We start from the raw sequence: 15238 nt of genomic DNA, 5'->3' as shown, positions 1-15238 counted from the left end.
CTAAAACCCCGGGGCTGCCCCGGGGTCAAGCCCCGGGCTATTCGGCGATCTGCAGCTTGCGCGCCTCGGTGTAGAAATAGCGCAGCTTCTCGTATTCGAAGGGGCTGTTGAGCTGGCCGTAGCGGAAGTTGGTGGTCGAGCGTTCGTCGACCACCTTCAGCAGGGTGACTTCCGGGTGGCTGCTGCTGACTGCCGCGACATTGAGCAGGTTGATGTGGCTGTCGAGGTTGAAGTCCACCACCAGCCCGCCGGTATCGCGCAGGTTGGCGGGGCCGAGCAGCGGCAGCATCAGGTAGGGGCCGGCGGGCAGGCCATAGAAGCCCAGGGTCTGGCCGAAGTCTTCGCTCTGCCTGGGCAGGCCCATGCGGCTGGCCGGGTCCCACAGCCCGCCCACGCCGATCAGGGTGTTGAACAGGAGCCGCGCGGTGGTGCGCATGGCGCGCTGGCCCTTGAGCTGCAGCAGGCTGTTGAACAGGCTGGGCACCTCGCCGAGGTTGCCGAAGAAGTTGCTGACGCCGGTCTCCACCAGGTCCGGGGTGACGTAGCGGTAGCCGTCTACCAGCGGCAGGAAGACCCATTCGTCGAAGCGGTAGTTGAAGTGGTAGACCCGCCGGTTCCACGACTCCAGCGGGTCGTAGACGTTCAGCGCGCCGAGGGTCGAACGCTCGAACTCGCGCTGGTCCAGGCTGGGGTTGAACTGCAGGTGCTGCAGCGGTTGCTTGAAGCCGTCGTCGTCCGCTTCCTGTTGGGCCTGGGCCGTGGCGCCGATGACCAGCAGCAGGGCGGACAGCAGTACGGCGCTAGAAGGCTTGGCCACGGAAGAACTCCAGCATGGCGTCGCTGTTGACGCGGTAGTTGAGGTTGCCGCAATGCCCGCCCAGGGGGTAGAGGGTCAGGCGCTTGCCCAGGGTGCGACGCAGGAAGCCCAGGTCGCCGCGGCCGAGGATGAGGTCGTCGGCGTTGTGCATCACGGCGATCTTGTCGCTGTTCTTCAGGTAGTCCTCCAGCGCGTAGAGGCTGACCTGGTCGATCAGCTGGCTCAGGCTGCCGCCGTTATGCCGAGCCCGCCACATGGGGATCAGCTGCTCGCCGATGTAGCAGTCGAAGTCGCACTGCAGGGCGCGCTTGAAGAAGGGGGTGAGGTTGGTGCCTTCGCCGATCGGCTGGCCGACCGGGGTGATCAGGCCGCGGCGGTTGATCAGGTCCGAGGTGAAGGCGATGTCGGCGGCGGCGAAACGGAACACCGCGCCGATCAGCATGGCCATCTGCTCGTCGGAGAGCTGCTCCGCCGACTGCTGGAAGTCGTAGAGCAACGCCTCGTTGAGGTCGATATGCCCCTGGGTCTGGAAATAGCGGGTCAGCTTGCCCAGCACCAGCTCATAGAAGGTGGTGGTGCTGTCGATGCCCTCGACCCGGGTCTGCACCAGGCGGTCGAGGTTGCTGATCGAGGTGTAGAGGTTGACCGGCGGATTGAGCAGCAGCACGCGCTTGAAGTTGAAGCTGCGCCGGGTCTCGTCGAGGTGGCTGACGAAGGCGGCGTGCAGGCCGCCCAGGCTGTAACCGGTGAGGTGGTATTCGCTGACCGCCAGCCTGGGGTGCTGGGCGCGTACCGCCTGCATCACCCGGTACAGATCGTCGGCGTCGTCGCTGGAGATCCCCGGCGTGGCGAAGCGCGAGGCGGCGGTCATGAAGTCGTAGCTGGTCGGCGAGGACAGCTGTACCACGTGGTAGCCGGCGCCGTAGAACAGTTTCTTCAGGTACTCCATGGTGCCGTTGCTGTAATGCGCGCCGGTGCCGGCGATGATGAAGATCAGCGGCGCCTCGCCGTCCTGCTGGGCCAGGCGGTAACCCAGCTTGGTCACCGACCAGAAGTTCTCCGGCACCTCGAACTGCCGCTCCGGGCGCAGCCTGACCTTGTAGTCGCCCTGATCGATATCGCTGTCGGCCGGCAACGGCGGGCGCAGGTCCGGCGGCGTGGTGGCGATGGTCGCCTCGAACGGGTTGCTCAGCGGGTAGCCGTAGCTGCCGGCATCGATGTCGGCGGCCCATAGGGGCGCGGCGATGAGCAGGCCGCCGAGCAGGGCGGCGAGACGGGGGAGGAACGGCATACTTGAGTCCCAGGGAGAAGAATGGGTCGAGTGAATACGCGCCTTATGACAGCGGTAAGTCGAGTGAGTGCCGTTCAGGCCGGCTTTTCCGCTAATGCATGCAGCGCCGGGCCGCTCAGGCGATAGCCCGTCCAGTCATCCTGTGGGCGGGCGCCGAGGCTGCGGTAGAAGCCGAGGGCCGGCTCGTTCCAGTTCAGCACCGCCCAATCCAGGCGGCCGCAGTCACGTTCGACCGTCAGGCGCGCCAGACGCGAGAGCAGGGCCTTGCCCAGGCCGGCGCCGCGTGCTGAGGGGCGCACATAGAGGTCTTCGAGGTAGATGCCGGGCCGGGCGAGAAAGGTCGAGAAGTTGTGGAAGAACAGGGCAAAGCCTGCGGCCTGGCCGTCCAGCTCGCCGATCAGCACCTCGGCATAGGGGCGCGGGCCGAACAGGTGCTCGGCCAGGTGGGCCGGCTCGGCGACCACCTGGTCGCCGAGTTTCTCGTAGTCGGCCAGTTCGCGGATCAGCGTGAGAATCAGGTCGGTGTCTTCGGGCTGGGCGGGGCGGATCTGCAGACGGCTCATGGTCGCTCCTTGTGACCGGCAAAGGTCCGAGCATGCCGCGTCCTGGGCCCGCAAGGCAACCAATTGCGTCTAGGTCGACAGGCGGGCTTCGGTACGGCTGCCGGCAGCGGTGGCTTCAGGCCTGGTGATGCAGCCAGGCATGGGGCGGGCGCTCGGCCCTGGGGTGCTGGCCGCGCTCGAAGCGCTGCCAGATTTTCTCGTGACAATAGAAACCGAGCGAGTTGCACAGGGGCTCGATGGCGGCGACCAGGCCGCTGGCGGCTACGCTGCCGGTCAGCGCGTAGGTCACCGCGAAGGCGATGCAGAAGTGCATCAGGGTGAAGGTCAGGGTCTTGAGCATGGCGGCCTCTAGTGAACAGTGTTCGCTACTGGCGTCCACTCTAGGGGCTGACCTTGAATAGATGAAATGTAGTTATAAGATTCCATCGATAGGAGTTATCTATTGTTGGGTGGGTCGCCGAGGGCCGGACCCGCGGGTGGCGCGGGCGCGAAGGCGTTTCACGTGGGGCGATTTGACAGGCCCAAGGCTACGGCTAATTTGAATGGCGCGGCGCATGGAAGTCCGCGCCGGTCAGCTCTCGATCGACTATCCACTAAAAGGAATTTCATCATGCATAAAGGCTACATCGCTTCCCTGCTGGCTGCCGTCCTGGCGTTTTCCTCCGCCGCCGCCCTGGCCGCCGAACCGGCCAAGACCGCTCCGGTCGAGCCCGTCGTCGCTCAGGTGGCAGAGGTCGGCAGGATCAATCTCAATACCGCCGATGCCGCCACGCTCAAGCGTGAGCTCAACGGCATCGGCGAGGTGAAGGCCAGGGCCATAGTCGAGTACCGCGAGGCCAACGGTCCGTTCGCTGCGGTCGAGGAGCTGCTGGAGGTCAAGGGCATAGGCGAAGCCACCCTGGCGAAGAATCGTGACAAGCTCAGCGTCGATTAGTCGGGCGCGGCGATAGCAGTAGAGGGCCGGTCGCCGACCGGCTTTCTACTGTCTGGGAAAAAGGTTGGGCAGATCCCGGACAACCCGTAAGGCAGTCCCGGGTGAGCGCCCGGTAGAAACAAAAAAGCCCCCGGCGTTGACCGAGGCTTTCGAATTTGGCTCCGCGACCTGGACTCGACAGCACAGCTGAACGCGCTTCAGCGCGGCCCGAAGGGTGAGGCCGCAGGCCGAATAACCTGGGACGCAGTCCCTGGTGAGAGTCCGGCGGAAACAAAAAAGCCCCGGCGTTAACCGAGGCTTTCGAATTTGGCTCCGCGACCTGGACTCGAACCAGGGACCCAATGATTAACAGTCATTTGCTCTACCGACTGAGCTATCGCGGAACAACGGGGCGTATCCTACTGATTAAAAAGGGGAAGTCAAGCCTCTGTCGACTTCCCGTTCTGGCTTAGAGGACCTGGGCGATGGCCTGGGTGACGAACGGCAGGTTGCGCTGGTTCAGGGCTGCCACGCAGATGCGTCCGGTGCCGACCGCATAGATGGCGAATTCGCTCTTCAGGCGCTCCACCTGTTCGGTGGTCAGGCCCGAGTAGGAGAACATGCCGCGCTGTTGGGCGACGAAGCCGAAATCGCGCTTGGCGTCCAGGGCCGCCAGCTGCTCGACCATGGCCAGGCGCATGCCGCGGATGCGCTCGCGCATCTCACCCAGTTCGGCCTCCCACATGGCGCGCAGCTCGGGGCTGCCCAGCACCGCGGCGACCACGCTGGCGCCGTGGGTCGGCGGGTTGGAGTAGTTGGTGCGGATCACCCGCTTGAGCTGCGACAGCACGCGGCCGGTCTCGTCCTGCGAGCCGGTGACGATGGACAGCGCGCCGACCCGCTCGCCGTACAGCGAGAAGGACTTGGAGAAGGAGCTGGAGACGAAGAAGGTCAGCCCCGACTGGGCGAACAGGCGCACGGCGGCAGCGTCTTCCTCGATGCCGTCGCCGAAGCCCTGGTAGGCGATGTCGAGGAAGGGCACGTGCTCGCGCTCGCGGACGATTTCCAGCACCGCCTGCCAGTCGTCCATGCTCAGGTCGACGCCGGTCGGGTTGTGGCAGCAGGCGTGCAGCACCACGATGGAGCGCGCCGGCAGGTTCTTCAGGTCCTCCAGCAGGCCGCCGCGGTTGACGCCGTTGCTGAAGGCGTCGTAGTAGCGGTAGTTGCGCACCGGGAAGCCGGCAGTCTCGAACAGCGCGCGGTGGTTCTCCCAGCTCGGGTCGCTGATGGCCACGGTGGCGTCGGGTAGCAGGCGCTTGAGGAAGTCGGCGCCGATCTTCAGCGCGCCGGTGCCGCCCAGAGCCTGGGCGGTGATCACCCGGCCGCCCTCGATCAGCGCCGAGTCGGCACCGAACAACAGGGTCTGCACGGCCTGGTCGTAGGCGGCGATACCTTCGATCGGCAGGTAGCCGCGCGGTGCGTGCTTGGCGGTCAGTGCGTTCTCGGCTTCGGCGACCGCGCGCAGCAACGGAATGCGCCCCTCTTCGTTGGTATACACGCCCACGCCGAGGTTGACCTTGGTGGCGCGGGTGTCGGCGTTGAATGCTTCGTTGAGGCCCAGGATCGGGTCGCGCGGTGCCATTTCGACGGCAGAGAACAGACTCATGGATGCGGCAGCTCGGGGGAAGAGGGGTGGGTGTCTGCAACACCCGGCTACGTCTGCGGCTGGGGGTTGCGCGAATGGGCCGTTAGTATAACGGGTCCAGGTCCTGTGCCGCGACAGCGGGCACAGGCTTTTACACCGGGTTTGACGTAGGCTGTGGGTCTGCGTCACAACCGCTTGTCGAGGTCCGCTATGTCCGAGTTCCAACTGGTCACCCGCTTCCAGCCGGCCGGCGATCAGCCGGAGGCGATCCGGCAGATGGTCGAGGGGCTGGAGGCGGGCCTGGCGCACCAGACCCTGCTGGGCGTCACCGGCTCGGGCAAGACCTTTGCCATCGCCAACGTGATCGCCCAGGTGCAGCGTCCAACCCTGGTGCTGGCGCCGAACAAGACCCTGGCGGCGCAGCTCTACGGCGAGTTCAAGGCGTTCTTCCCGCACAACGCGGTGGAGTACTTCGTCTCCTACTACGACTACTACCAGCCGGAGGCCTACGTCCCCTCGTCCGACACCTTCATCGAGAAGGACGCCTCGATCAACGACCACATCGAGCAGATGCGCCTGTCGGCGACCAAGGCGCTGCTCGAGCGTCCGGATGCCATCATCGTCACCACGGTGTCGTGCATCTACGGCCTGGGTAGCCCCGAGACCTACCTGAAGATGGTGCTGCACGTCGATCGCGGCGACAAGCTGGACCAGCGCGCGCTGCTGCGCCGCCTGGCCGATCTGCAGTACACGCGCAACGACCTGGACTTCGCCCGCGCCAGCTTCCGCGTACGTGGCGACGTGATCGACATCTTCCCGGCCGAATCGGACCTGGAGGCCATCCGCATCGAGCTGTTCGACGACGAGGTGGAGAGCATCGCCGCCTTCGACCCGCTGACCGGCGAGGTGATCCGCAAGCTGCCGCGCTTTACCTTCTACCCCAAGAGCCATTACGTCACCCCGCGCGAGACCCTGCTGGAGGCGGTCGATGGCATCAAGGCCGAGCTGGCCGAGCGCCTGGAATACCTGCGCGGCGCGGGCAAGCTGGTGGAGGCCCAGCGCCTGGAGCAGCGCACTCGCTTCGATCTGGAGATGATCCTCGAGCTGGGTTACTGCAACGGCATCGAGAACTACTCGCGCTACCTGTCCGGACGCGGCCCGGGCGAGCCGCCGCCGACCCTCTACGACTACCTGCCGGACCAGGCCCTGCTGGTGATCGACGAGTCCCACGTGTCGGTGCCCCAGGTCGGCGCCATGTACAAGGGCGACCGCTCGCGCAAGGAGACCCTGGTGGAGTACGGCTTCCGCCTGCCCTCGGCCCTGGACAACCGGCCCATGCGCTTCGAGGAGTGGGAGGCGGCCAGTCCGCAGACCATTTTCGTCTCGGCCACCCCGGGGCCCTACGAGGCCGATCACGCCGGGCGGGTGATCGAACAGGTGGTACGGCCTACCGGCCTGGTCGACCCCGAGGTGGAGGTGCGCCCGGCCCTGACCCAGGTCGACGACCTGCTGTCGGAGATCCACAAGCGCGTGGCCCTGGAGGAGCGGGTGCTGGTCACCACCTTGACCAAGCGCATGGCCGAGGACCTGACCGACTACCTGGCCGACCACGGCGTGAAGGTGCGTTACCTGCATTCGGACATCGACACGGTGGAGCGGGTCGAGATCATCCGCGACCTGCGCATCGGCGCCTTCGACGTGCTGGTCGGCATCAACCTGCTGCGCGAGGGCCTGGACATGCCGGAGGTGTCCCTGGTGGCCATTCTCGATGCCGACAAGGAAGGCTTCCTGCGCAGCGAGCGCTCGCTGATCCAGACCATCGGCCGCGCAGCACGCAACCTCAACGGCAAGGCGATCCTCTATGCCGACCGCATGACCGGCTCGATGGAGCGGGCCATCGGCGAGACCGAGCGCCGCCGCGACAAGCAGATCGCCTTCAACCAGGCCCACGGCATAGTGCCCAAGGGGGTGAAGAAGGACGTGCAGGACATCCTCGAGGGCGCCACCGTACCCGGAGCGCGCAGCAAGAAGCGCAAGGCCATGGCCCAGGCCGCCGAGGACAGCGCGCGCTACGAGAGCGAACTGCGTTCGCCCAGCGAGATCACCAAGCGCATCCGCCAGCTGGAGGAGAAGATGTACGCGCTTGCCCGCGACCTGGAGTTCGAGGCGGCGGCGCAGTTGCGCGACGAGATCCAGAAGCTGCGCGAGCGCCTGCTGCAGGTGTGAGGGGGCGATGCCACTGCGGCTCTGGGCAATGCATGAGCTGTTCCATCCTCGCCCGTGGCCGTTAGACTTTCTGCGCTTTGTTGACTGTGAGAAATGCTGATGGGTCTGGATGATGCGTTGATCTTCACCCGGGTGGTCGAGTGCCACAGCTTCACCCTGGCGGCCCAGGGCCTGGGCATGCAGAAGTCCACGGTGAGCCGGCGCATCGTCCTGCTGGAGGAGCGCCTCGGCGTGCGTCTGCTCAACCGCACCACGCGCAAGCTGCGCCTGACCGAGGTGGGTCAGGCCTACTACGAGCGCTGCCGGCAGATCATGCTGGACTTCGCCGAAGCCGAGCAGGCGGTCATGCAGCTGCAGCAAGCGCCATCCGGCCTGCTGCGCATCACCGCCCCCATCGAGTTCGGCCAGCTGTTGCTCGGTCGGGTGCTCGGCGAGTTCATGCGCCAGTACCCGCAGATTACCGCTGAGGTGGAGCTGACCTCGCGCCATGTCGACCCGGTGGAGGAGGGCGTGGATATCGCCATCCTGGTCGGCCAGCCGCAGGATTCGACGCTGATCGCACGCAAGCTGTTCGAGGTCGAGCGGCGCCTGTGCGCCAGTCCCGCCTACCTGCGAGCCCAGGGTACGCCGCAGACGGTGGCCGAACTCGAGGGGCACCGGGCGATCCTGCTGCCCCATGACTCGCCGCGCCATTGGCCGCTGTTGGGGGAGAGCCTGTCCTGTCAGCGGGTGCTGGCGTGCAACAACATCACCTTCGCCCGCGAGGCGGCCCTGGCCGGCGCCGGTATCGCCGGCCTGCCGCGGATGATCTGCGAGGAGGCTCTGCTTAGCGGGCGCCTGGTGCACCTGTTGCCAGGCGCGTGCCTGCCGACCGGCGAGCTCTATGCGGTCTATCCCTCCCGGCGTTTCCAGGCGATGAAGGTCAAGACCTTTCTCGACTTCCTCATGCGCAGCCTGCCGGTCGAAGGGGGGCGGCTGCTGGAGCCGGCGCCCACGGGGCTGGTAACATCGCCGCCTTAAATCGGCTTTCGCTTCATTTTCTCGAGAATCGCCATGACCACCGTTCGTACCCGTATCGCGCCATCGCCCACCGGCGATCCGCACGTAGGCACCGCCTATATCGCCCTGTTCAACCTGTGCTTCGCCCGGCAGCACGGTGGCGAGTTCATCCTGCGCATCGAAGACACCGATCAGCTGCGCTCGACCCGCGAGTCCGAACAGCAGATCTTCGACGCCCTGCGCTGGCTCGGCATCGAGTGGAGCGAGGGGCCGGACGTCGGCGGTCCCCATGGGCCGTACCGGCAGAGCGAGCGCGGGCACATCTACAAGCAGTACACCGCCGAGCTGGTGGAGAAGGGCCATGCCTTCCACTGCTTCTGCAGCCCCGAGCGCCTGGACAAGCTGCGCGCCGAGCAGACCGAGGCCAAGCAGACCCCGCGCTACGACGGCCACTGCATGCACCTGGCTCAGGATGAGGTGCAGCGGCGTCTGGCCGCCGGCGAGCCCAACGTGGTGCGCATGAAGGTGCCGAGCGAGGGCGTGTGCGTGGTGCCGGACATGCTCCGCGGCGAGGTGGAGATTCCCTGGGACCGCATGGACATGCAGGTGCTGATGAAGACCGATGGCCTGCCGACCTACTTCCTGGCCAACGTGGTCGACGACCACCTGATGGGCATCACCCATGTGCTGCGCGGCGAGGAGTGGCTGCCCTCGGCGCCCAAGCTGATCCTGCTGTACGAGTACTTCGGCTGGGACAAGCCGCAGCTGTGCTACATGCCGCTGCTGCGCAATCCGGACAAGAGCAAGCTGTCCAAGCGCAAGAACCCGACCTCGATCACCTTCTACGAGCGCATGGGTTTCCTGCCCCAGGCCATGCTCAACTACCTCGGGCGCATGGGCTGGTCGATGCCCGACGAGCGCGAGAAGTTCTCGCTGTCCGAGATGATCGAGCACTTCGACATCCAGCGCGTGTCCCTGGGCGGGCCGATTTTCGACCTGGAGAAGCTGTCCTGGCTCAACGGCCAGTGGCTGCGCGAACTTTCCGTCGAGGAATTCGCCGCCGGCGCGCAGCAGTGGGCGTTCAACTCCGATTACCTGATGAAGATCGCCCCCCACGTGCAGGGGCGGGTGGAGACCTTCAGTCAGATCGCCCCGCTGGCGAGCTTCTTCTTCGCCGGTGGCCTGAACCTGGACGCCAAGCTGTTCGAGCACAAGAAGCTCTCGCCCGACCAGGTGCGTCAGGTCATGCAGCTGATCCTGTGGAAGCTGGAGGCCCTGCGCCAGTGGGAGAAGGACAGGATCACCGGCTGCATCCAGGCGGTGGTCGAACACCTCGAGCTGAAGCTGCGCGATGCCATGCCGCTGATGTTCGCCGCCATCACCGGTCAGGCCAGCTCGGTGTCGGTGCTCGACGCCATGGAAATCCTCGGTCCGGACCTCACCCGCTTCCGCCTGCGCCAGGCCATCGAGCTGCTCGGTGGCGTGTCGAAGAAGGAGAACAAGGAGTGGGAAAAGCTGCTGGCGGCCATCGGCTGATCGAGCCGTCGGCGAAGGATTGGGGTAAGTGATTGTTATGTCAGCGAAAAAAAACAGGGAAGGAATAAAAATCTTGTTGACAGTACCCAGGGGCGCCCTTAACATGCGCCCCGTCCACGAGATGGGGCTATAGCTCAGCTGGGAGAGCGCTTGCATGGCATGCAAGAGGTCGACGGTTCGATCCCGTCTAGCTCCACCAATCTCGAAGCCGAAAGGCTTGCCACAGTCGGTTCCAGCAGCCGGCTGAGTTTTGAAGGGCTTTGCGTCCCCTTCGTCTAGTGGCCTAGGACACCGCCCTTTCACGGCGGTAACAGGGGTTCGAGTCCCCTAGGGGACGCCACTATTTCCAGCCGCAGTGCTTAGGCGCTGCAGCCAGACCGCAAGGTTTCGGGGCTATAGCTCAGCTGGGAGAGCGCTTGCATGGCATGCAAGAGGTCGACGGTTCGATCCCGTCTAGCTCCACCAATTCCACGACAAGGCCAGCCGCTGTGCTGGCCTTGTTCTTCGAAGGATTCGTCCCCTTCGTCTAGTGGCCTAGGACACCGCCCTTTCACGGCGGTAACAGGGGTTCGAGTCCCCTAGGGGACGCCAGTTTTGCCCGCTCTGCGGGATTTTTAAGGGTCACTCCTGCGGAGTGGCCCTTTTGTTTTTCCGAGTCTGAATCTCCCTGTCTTCATGCTGCTGCCGACCGGCGGTCGTGGCTGGTGCTTGCCTGTAAATATTATGAGAGTAATATTTCTATCGTAATATTTTTGGAGGCGATCATGAGCGACAAGAAAGCCCAGACCCGCGAACGCATTCTCTCGGCTGCGGGTGCCGCCCTGTTGCAGCGCGGCCCCGCGGAGCCCAGCGTCGGCGAGGTGATGGGGGCGGCGGGGCTGACGGTGGGAGGGTTCTACGCCCACTTCGAGAGCAAGGATGCGCTGATGCTGGAGGCGTTCAAGCAGTTGCTCTGTCAGCGCCAGGACCTGATCGGCCAGATGGACGAGCGCTTGCCCGCGGCCGAGCGGCGGGCGCTGGTGGCGGCGTTCTACCTCTCGCGCAAGCATCGCGACGCCACCGAGCTGGGGTGTCCGCTGCCGAGTTCGCTGAGCGAGCTGGCGCGTTTGCCGGACGCCTTTCGCGAGGCGCTGGCCGAACACCTGGAACTGCTGATGGCGAAGCTGGCGGGTGGCCCGGAAGAGGCCAACAGCGTGCTCGCCGATATCGCGTTGATGGTCGGGGGACTGGCGCTGGCGCGGGCGCTGGGCCCCGGTGAGATGTCCGACCGCGTCCTGCGTGCCGCCAAGGCGGCGATCATTTGAGGAGAAAGGCTATGAGCAGCTTGAACTGGGTACGTGGACTCAATGCCACCGTTGGCAGGCTGGCCCCTCGTGCGGTGGCGGGTCGGATGCGCCGGGCCTTCATGACGCCGCGCGACCTGCCGCTACGGGACTGGGAGCTGCCGCTGCTGGCCCAGGCCGAGCGGGTGACCTTGCGCTTCGGCCTGTCGGCGCTGCGTTGGGGCAGTGGCCCGGTGGTGTTGCTGATGCATGGCTGGGAAGGGCGGCCGACCCAGTTCGCCGAGCTGATCAAGGCGCTGGTGGGCGCCGGTTACGCGGTGGTCGCGCTGGATGCGCCGGCCCATGGGCGCTCACCGGGGCGCGAGGCGAACGTGGTGCTGTTCGCCCGGGCCATGCTCGAGGCCGCCAGCGAGCTGCCGCCGCTCAAGGCGGTGATCGGCCATTCCATGGGGGGCGCCAGTGCGCTGCTGGCGACTCAGCTGGGCCTGCGCACCGAGGCGCTGGTGACCATCGCCGCACCTGGGCGCATCCTCACCATGCTGCGCGGTTTCGCCCGCTACATGGGGCTGCCGGCCAAGGCACGGGCGCACTTCGTGCGCCTGGTCGAGGAAAAGGCGGGCATGCCCGCCAGGCAGATCGACGTGGCGCAGTATCACCTGGATATGCCCGGCCTGGTGGTGCACGCCGCCGACGATCCGCTGGTGCCCTTCACCGAGGCCGAGGCGATCCACCAGGCCTGGCCCGACAGTCGGCTGCTGCGCCTGGAGCAGGGCGGGCACCAGCGGGTACTGGGCGATCCGCGGCTGATCGAAGCGACCCTGCACCTGCTCGATAGGATCGGTCAGCCTGCCGCCGTTGTGCCCCTGACGGCTTGAGTCCGCTGGTTGTGGAGGCGTCGCCTGTGGCTGCGTACGGGCGTCCGGAGCGGCTACATGCTTCCGGGGGAGGTGATGCGGGAGAGGACGATCCGTTGCGGACCCCTGGCTTCCTGGCGCCGAAGGCGCCATGATGCCCGGCCGGCTCGGCCACCGGAAATGGCAGGGCATGCAACGAGGAGCAATCATGAAGTGGATCGAGGAGCTGATGCGCCAGCCGCGCCCCATGGCAGCGGGGCCGGTGCGATGAACTGGGAGCTGGCCAATCCGTTCGTCATCGACATTCGCGTCGGCGCCGAGGACATCGATGGCCTCGGCCACGCCAATAACGCGGTCTACGTCAGCTGGCTGGAGCGCTGCGCCTGGCGCCATTCGCAGTACCTGGGCCTGGATCTGGCCGAGTACCGGCGCCTGGATCGGGCCATGGCCGTGGTGCGCCACGAGGTCGACTACCTGGCCAGCGCCTACGAGGACCAGGAGCTGCAGATGGCCACCTGGATAGTCGAATCCGACCAGCGCCTGAAGATGGATCGGCGCTTCCAGCTGATCCGCCCGGCCGACGGCGTCACCCTGTTGCGGGCCAGGACCACCTTCGTCTGCATCGAGCTGTCCAGCGGCAAGCCCAGGCGCATGCCGGCCGAGTTCGTCGAGGGCTATGGGCGCGCACTGCAGCGGCCCTTTCCCCTGGAACTCTGACGAGCGGCCGGTGCCGGCGCCGTTGAGTCTGTTCATCCGCCGCGCCGCGCCGCGTACACTACGCGGCGTTTTTTCGTGAGTAAGGCTATGCAGATTGCCCTGGCGCCCATGGAGGGCCTGGTCGACAACATACTGCGCGATGTGCTGACCCGGGTCGGCGGCATCGACTGGTGCGTGACCGAATTCATCCGTGTCAGCGACCGGCTGCTGCCGGCGGCGACCTACCGCAAGCTCGCCCCGGAACTGTTCGCCGGCGCGCAGACCCGCGCGGGGACGCCGCTGCGGGTGCAGCTGCTCGGCTCCGACCCGGCCTGCCTGGGGGACAACGCCGCCTTCGCCTGCACCCTGGGGGCGCCGGTGATCGACCTCAATTTCGGCTGCCCGGCCAAGACGGTGAACAAGTCCCGCGGCGGCGCGGTGCTGCTCAAGGAGCCCGAGCTGCTGCATGTCATCGTCCGCGAGGTGCGCCGCAGCGTGCCGCCGCAGATTCCGGTGACGGCGAAGATGCGCCTGGGCTTCGACCACAAGGAGTACGCCCTGGACTGCGCCCGCGCCCTGGCTGAGGGCGGCGCCGCGCAGCTCGTGGTGCATGCGCGGACCAAGGTCGAGGGCTACAAGCCGCCGGCCCACTGGGAGTGGGTGGCGCGGGTGCAGGAAGCGGTGGCGGTGCCGGTGTTCGCCAACGGCGAGGTGTGGACCCTGGACGACTGGCGCCGCTGCCGCGAGGTCAGCGGGGTCGAGGACATCATGCTCGGCCGCGGCCTGGTGGCGCGGCCGGACCTGGCCCGGCAGATCGCCGCGGCGCGCGCCGGGCAGGCCGTCGCCGAGATGACCTGGACCGAGCTGCAACCCCTGCTCGCCGACTTCTGGCTGCAGGCCCGGCGCAAGCTGTCCCCGCGCTACGCGCCGGGGCGCCTCAAGCAGTGGCTGGCCATGCTGACCCGCAGCTACCCCCAGGCGGTCGAACTGTTCGGCCTGCTGCGCCGGGAGAGCGACTGCGCGCGGCTCGATGCCTTGCTCGGCGTCGAGCTGCCTGAGCCGGCGCCTCGGGAGCAGCTGGCCAGCGCCTGAGCCTCAGCGTCCGCCGGCGACATCCAGCAGCGCGCCGCTGGTGTAGGAGGCCTGCTCGCCGGCCAGCCAGAGGATCGCCTCGGCCACTTCCTCGGCCAGGCCGCCGCGGCCCATGGGCACGCTGCGGCTGACCCGCGCCACCCGCCCCGGCTCGCCGCCGCAGGCATGGATCTCGGTGTCGATCACCCCGGGGCGCACGGCGTTGACGCGGATGCCTTCGCCGGCCACCTCCTTGGCCAGGCCCAGGGTCAGGCTGTCGATGGCGCCCTTGGCCGCCGCGTAGTCGATGTACTCGTCGGGGGCGCCGAGGCGCGCGGCTACCGACGACAGGTTGACGATGGCGCCGCCACGGCCGCCGTGGCGGGTCGACATGCGTTTGACCGCCTCGCGGGCGCAGTAGAAGCTGCCGAACACGTTGGCGGCGAACACCCGCTGCAGGCGCGCGCCGTCCATCTGTTCCAGGCGCATCTGCGTTTCCAGCATGCCGGCGTTGTTGACCAGTACGTCGAGCCGGCCGAACCGGCGGTCGAGTTCGGCGAACAGCGCCGTCACCTGCGCCTCGTCGGCCACGTCGGCCTGCACGGCGATGGCCTGCCCGCCGGCCGCGACTATCTCGGCGGCCAGGGCCTCGGCGGCGTCGCGCCGCTGACGGTAGTTCAGGCACAGGGCATAGCCGCGCTCGGCGGCCAGGCGGGCGGTAGCGGCGCCGATGCCGCGCGCGGCCCCGGTAATCAGCATGACTCGTTCCACCGGTTTTTCTCCTCGGTCTGCCTGGGGGTTGAAATCCTTTCGCTCAACCGCATCTTCTCTCTTGCGGGGCGCCGAAGTCGGGCTCCGCGTCGAATCACTCGCTGTTATTCAGGAGATTATCCATGAGCACTGCATTTTCCATGACCCCGCTGTTCCGCCAGTCCATCGGCTTCGACCGCTTCAACGACCTGTTCGAGTCGGCCATGCGCAACGAGTCGGGCAGCAGCTATCCGCCGTACAACGTCGAGAAGCATGCCGAGGACGAGTACCGCATCGTCATCGCCGCGGCCGGCTTCCATGAGGAAGACCTCGACCTGCAGGTCGAGCGTGGCGTGCTGACCGTCACCGGCGGGCGGCGCGAGCAGGACGCCGACGGTATCACCTACCTGTACCAGGGCATCGCCCGGCGTGCCTTCAAGTTGTCGTTCCGCCTGGCCGATCATATCGAGGTCAAGGCCGCCGGCCTGGTCAATGGCTTGTTGAACATCGACCTGGTGCGCATCGTTCCGGAAGAGGCCAAGGCCAAGCGCATCCCCATCAATGGCGCGCGGCCGGCGCTGGACAGCTAAGCGC

General features: G+C 66.6%; 15 protein-coding genes and 5 tRNA genes. 13 read left to right on the top strand and 7 right to left on the bottom strand.

Annotated features, from left to right (window positions below):
* Nucleotides 1-37: 37 nt before the first annotated feature.
* The 4 genes from ACSX1C_RS08055 to ACSX1C_RS08040 form a co-directional block, all read right to left on the bottom strand.
* The gene (locus tag ACSX1C_RS08055) at nt 38-793 is read right to left on the bottom strand and encodes an MlaA family lipoprotein (RefSeq protein ID WP_439889388.1); all 756 of its coding nucleotides are present in this window, start codon (nt 791-793) and stop codon (nt 38-40) included.
* 7 nt (nt 794-800) lie between these two features.
* Complete coding sequence (locus tag ACSX1C_RS08050) at nt 801-2108, bottom strand: serine/threonine protein kinase (RefSeq protein WP_439888997.1); 1308 nt, start codon at nt 2106-2108, stop codon at nt 801-803.
* Nucleotides 2109-2182: 74 nt separating this feature from the next.
* On the bottom strand, nt 2183-2671 hold the full coding sequence (locus ACSX1C_RS08045) for a GNAT family N-acetyltransferase (protein ID WP_439888996.1): 489 nt from the start codon (nt 2669-2671) through the stop codon (nt 2183-2185).
* Between the two features lie 115 nt (nt 2672-2786).
* Nucleotides 2787-3011 carry a DUF2061 domain-containing protein gene (locus tag ACSX1C_RS08040; protein ID WP_439888995.1) on the bottom strand — a complete coding sequence of 75 codons (225 nt, stop codon included), beginning with the start codon at nt 3009-3011 and terminating at the stop codon, nt 2787-2789.
* Nucleotides 3012-3281: 270 nt separating this feature from the next.
* On the opposite strand from ACSX1C_RS08040, the gene ACSX1C_RS08035 reads away from it, so the two are divergent.
* Nucleotides 3282-3605, top strand: coding sequence for a ComEA family DNA-binding protein (locus ACSX1C_RS08035; protein ID WP_439888994.1), 324 nt, complete (start codon nt 3282-3284; stop codon nt 3603-3605).
* A gap of 307 nt (nt 3606-3912) precedes the next feature.
* Here the strand turns inward: ACSX1C_RS08035 and ACSX1C_RS08030 are convergent.
* Nucleotides 3913-3988: transfer RNA gene (locus ACSX1C_RS08030), tRNA-Asn, on the bottom strand.
* Nucleotides 3989-4053: 65 nt separating this feature from the next.
* Nucleotides 4054-5250, bottom strand: coding sequence for an amino acid aminotransferase (locus tag ACSX1C_RS08025; protein ID WP_439888993.1), 1197 nt, complete (start codon nt 5248-5250; stop codon nt 4054-4056).
* Between the two features lie 189 nt (nt 5251-5439).
* Between ACSX1C_RS08025 and uvrB the strand changes: the two genes are divergently transcribed.
* The 11 genes from uvrB to ACSX1C_RS07970 all read left to right on the top strand — a co-directional run bounded on the left by uvrB (nt 5440) and on the right by ACSX1C_RS07970 (nt 13915).
* Entirely contained in the window at nt 5440-7455 is a 2016-nt protein-coding gene (gene uvrB, locus ACSX1C_RS08020) for an excinuclease ABC subunit UvrB (RefSeq protein ID WP_439888992.1), read from the top strand.
* Nucleotides 7456-7554: 99 nt separating this feature from the next.
* A complete protein-coding gene (locus tag ACSX1C_RS08015; RefSeq protein WP_439888991.1) occupies nt 7555-8475 on the top strand; it encodes a LysR family transcriptional regulator in 921 nt (306 codons plus the stop codon).
* Nucleotides 8476-8508: 33 nt separating this feature from the next.
* A complete protein-coding gene (gltX, locus tag ACSX1C_RS08010; protein ID WP_439888990.1) occupies nt 8509-9990 on the top strand; it encodes a glutamate--tRNA ligase in 1482 nt (493 codons plus the stop codon).
* A 123-nt stretch (nt 9991-10113) separates the two neighbouring features.
* Nucleotides 10114-10189 (top strand) — tRNA-Ala (locus ACSX1C_RS08005).
* Between the two features lie 65 nt (nt 10190-10254).
* Nucleotides 10255-10330 (top strand) — tRNA-Glu (locus ACSX1C_RS08000).
* 49 nt (nt 10331-10379) lie between these two features.
* Nucleotides 10380-10455 (top strand) — tRNA-Ala (locus ACSX1C_RS07995).
* A gap of 50 nt (nt 10456-10505) precedes the next feature.
* Nucleotides 10506-10581 (top strand) — tRNA-Glu (locus tag ACSX1C_RS07990).
* A gap of 173 nt (nt 10582-10754) precedes the next feature.
* Nucleotides 10755-11294: a TetR/AcrR family transcriptional regulator gene (locus ACSX1C_RS07985; protein ID WP_318645828.1), complete on the top strand. Its 540-nt coding sequence runs from the start codon at nt 10755-10757 to the stop codon at nt 11292-11294.
* Between the two features lie 11 nt (nt 11295-11305).
* Nucleotides 11306-12148 (top strand): alpha/beta fold hydrolase, encoded by an 843-nt coding sequence (locus tag ACSX1C_RS07980; protein ID WP_439888989.1) that lies wholly within the window; start codon nt 11306-11308, stop codon nt 12146-12148.
* A 246-nt stretch (nt 12149-12394) separates the two neighbouring features.
* Nucleotides 12395-12844 (top strand): acyl-CoA thioesterase, encoded by a 450-nt coding sequence (locus ACSX1C_RS07975; protein WP_439889387.1) that lies wholly within the window; start codon nt 12395-12397, stop codon nt 12842-12844.
* Between the two features lie 87 nt (nt 12845-12931).
* Nucleotides 12932-13915, top strand: coding sequence for a tRNA dihydrouridine synthase (locus ACSX1C_RS07970; protein WP_439888988.1), 984 nt, complete (start codon nt 12932-12934; stop codon nt 13913-13915).
* Nucleotides 13916-13918: 3 nt separating this feature from the next.
* Here the strand turns inward: ACSX1C_RS07970 and ACSX1C_RS07965 are convergent, their stop codons facing one another.
* Nucleotides 13919-14665, bottom strand: coding sequence for an SDR family oxidoreductase (locus tag ACSX1C_RS07965; RefSeq protein WP_439888987.1), 747 nt, complete (start codon nt 14663-14665; stop codon nt 13919-13921).
* 122 nt (nt 14666-14787) lie between these two features.
* Here ACSX1C_RS07965 and ACSX1C_RS07960 point away from each other — a divergent pair, with 122 nt between their 5' ends.
* The gene (locus ACSX1C_RS07960) at nt 14788-15234 is read left to right on the top strand and encodes an Hsp20 family protein (RefSeq protein WP_439888986.1); all 447 of its coding nucleotides are present in this window, start codon (nt 14788-14790) and stop codon (nt 15232-15234) included.
* Nucleotides 15235-15238 lie beyond the last annotated feature (4 nt).

This window comes from Pseudomonas sp. MBLB4123 (genome assembly GCF_051904775.1).
GTDB lineage: Bacteria > Pseudomonadota > Gammaproteobacteria > Pseudomonadales > Pseudomonadaceae > Aquipseudomonas > Aquipseudomonas benzenivorans_B.
The sequence above is the reverse complement of the archived record's forward strand: the minus strand, read 5'-3'. Positions and strand labels throughout refer to the sequence as shown.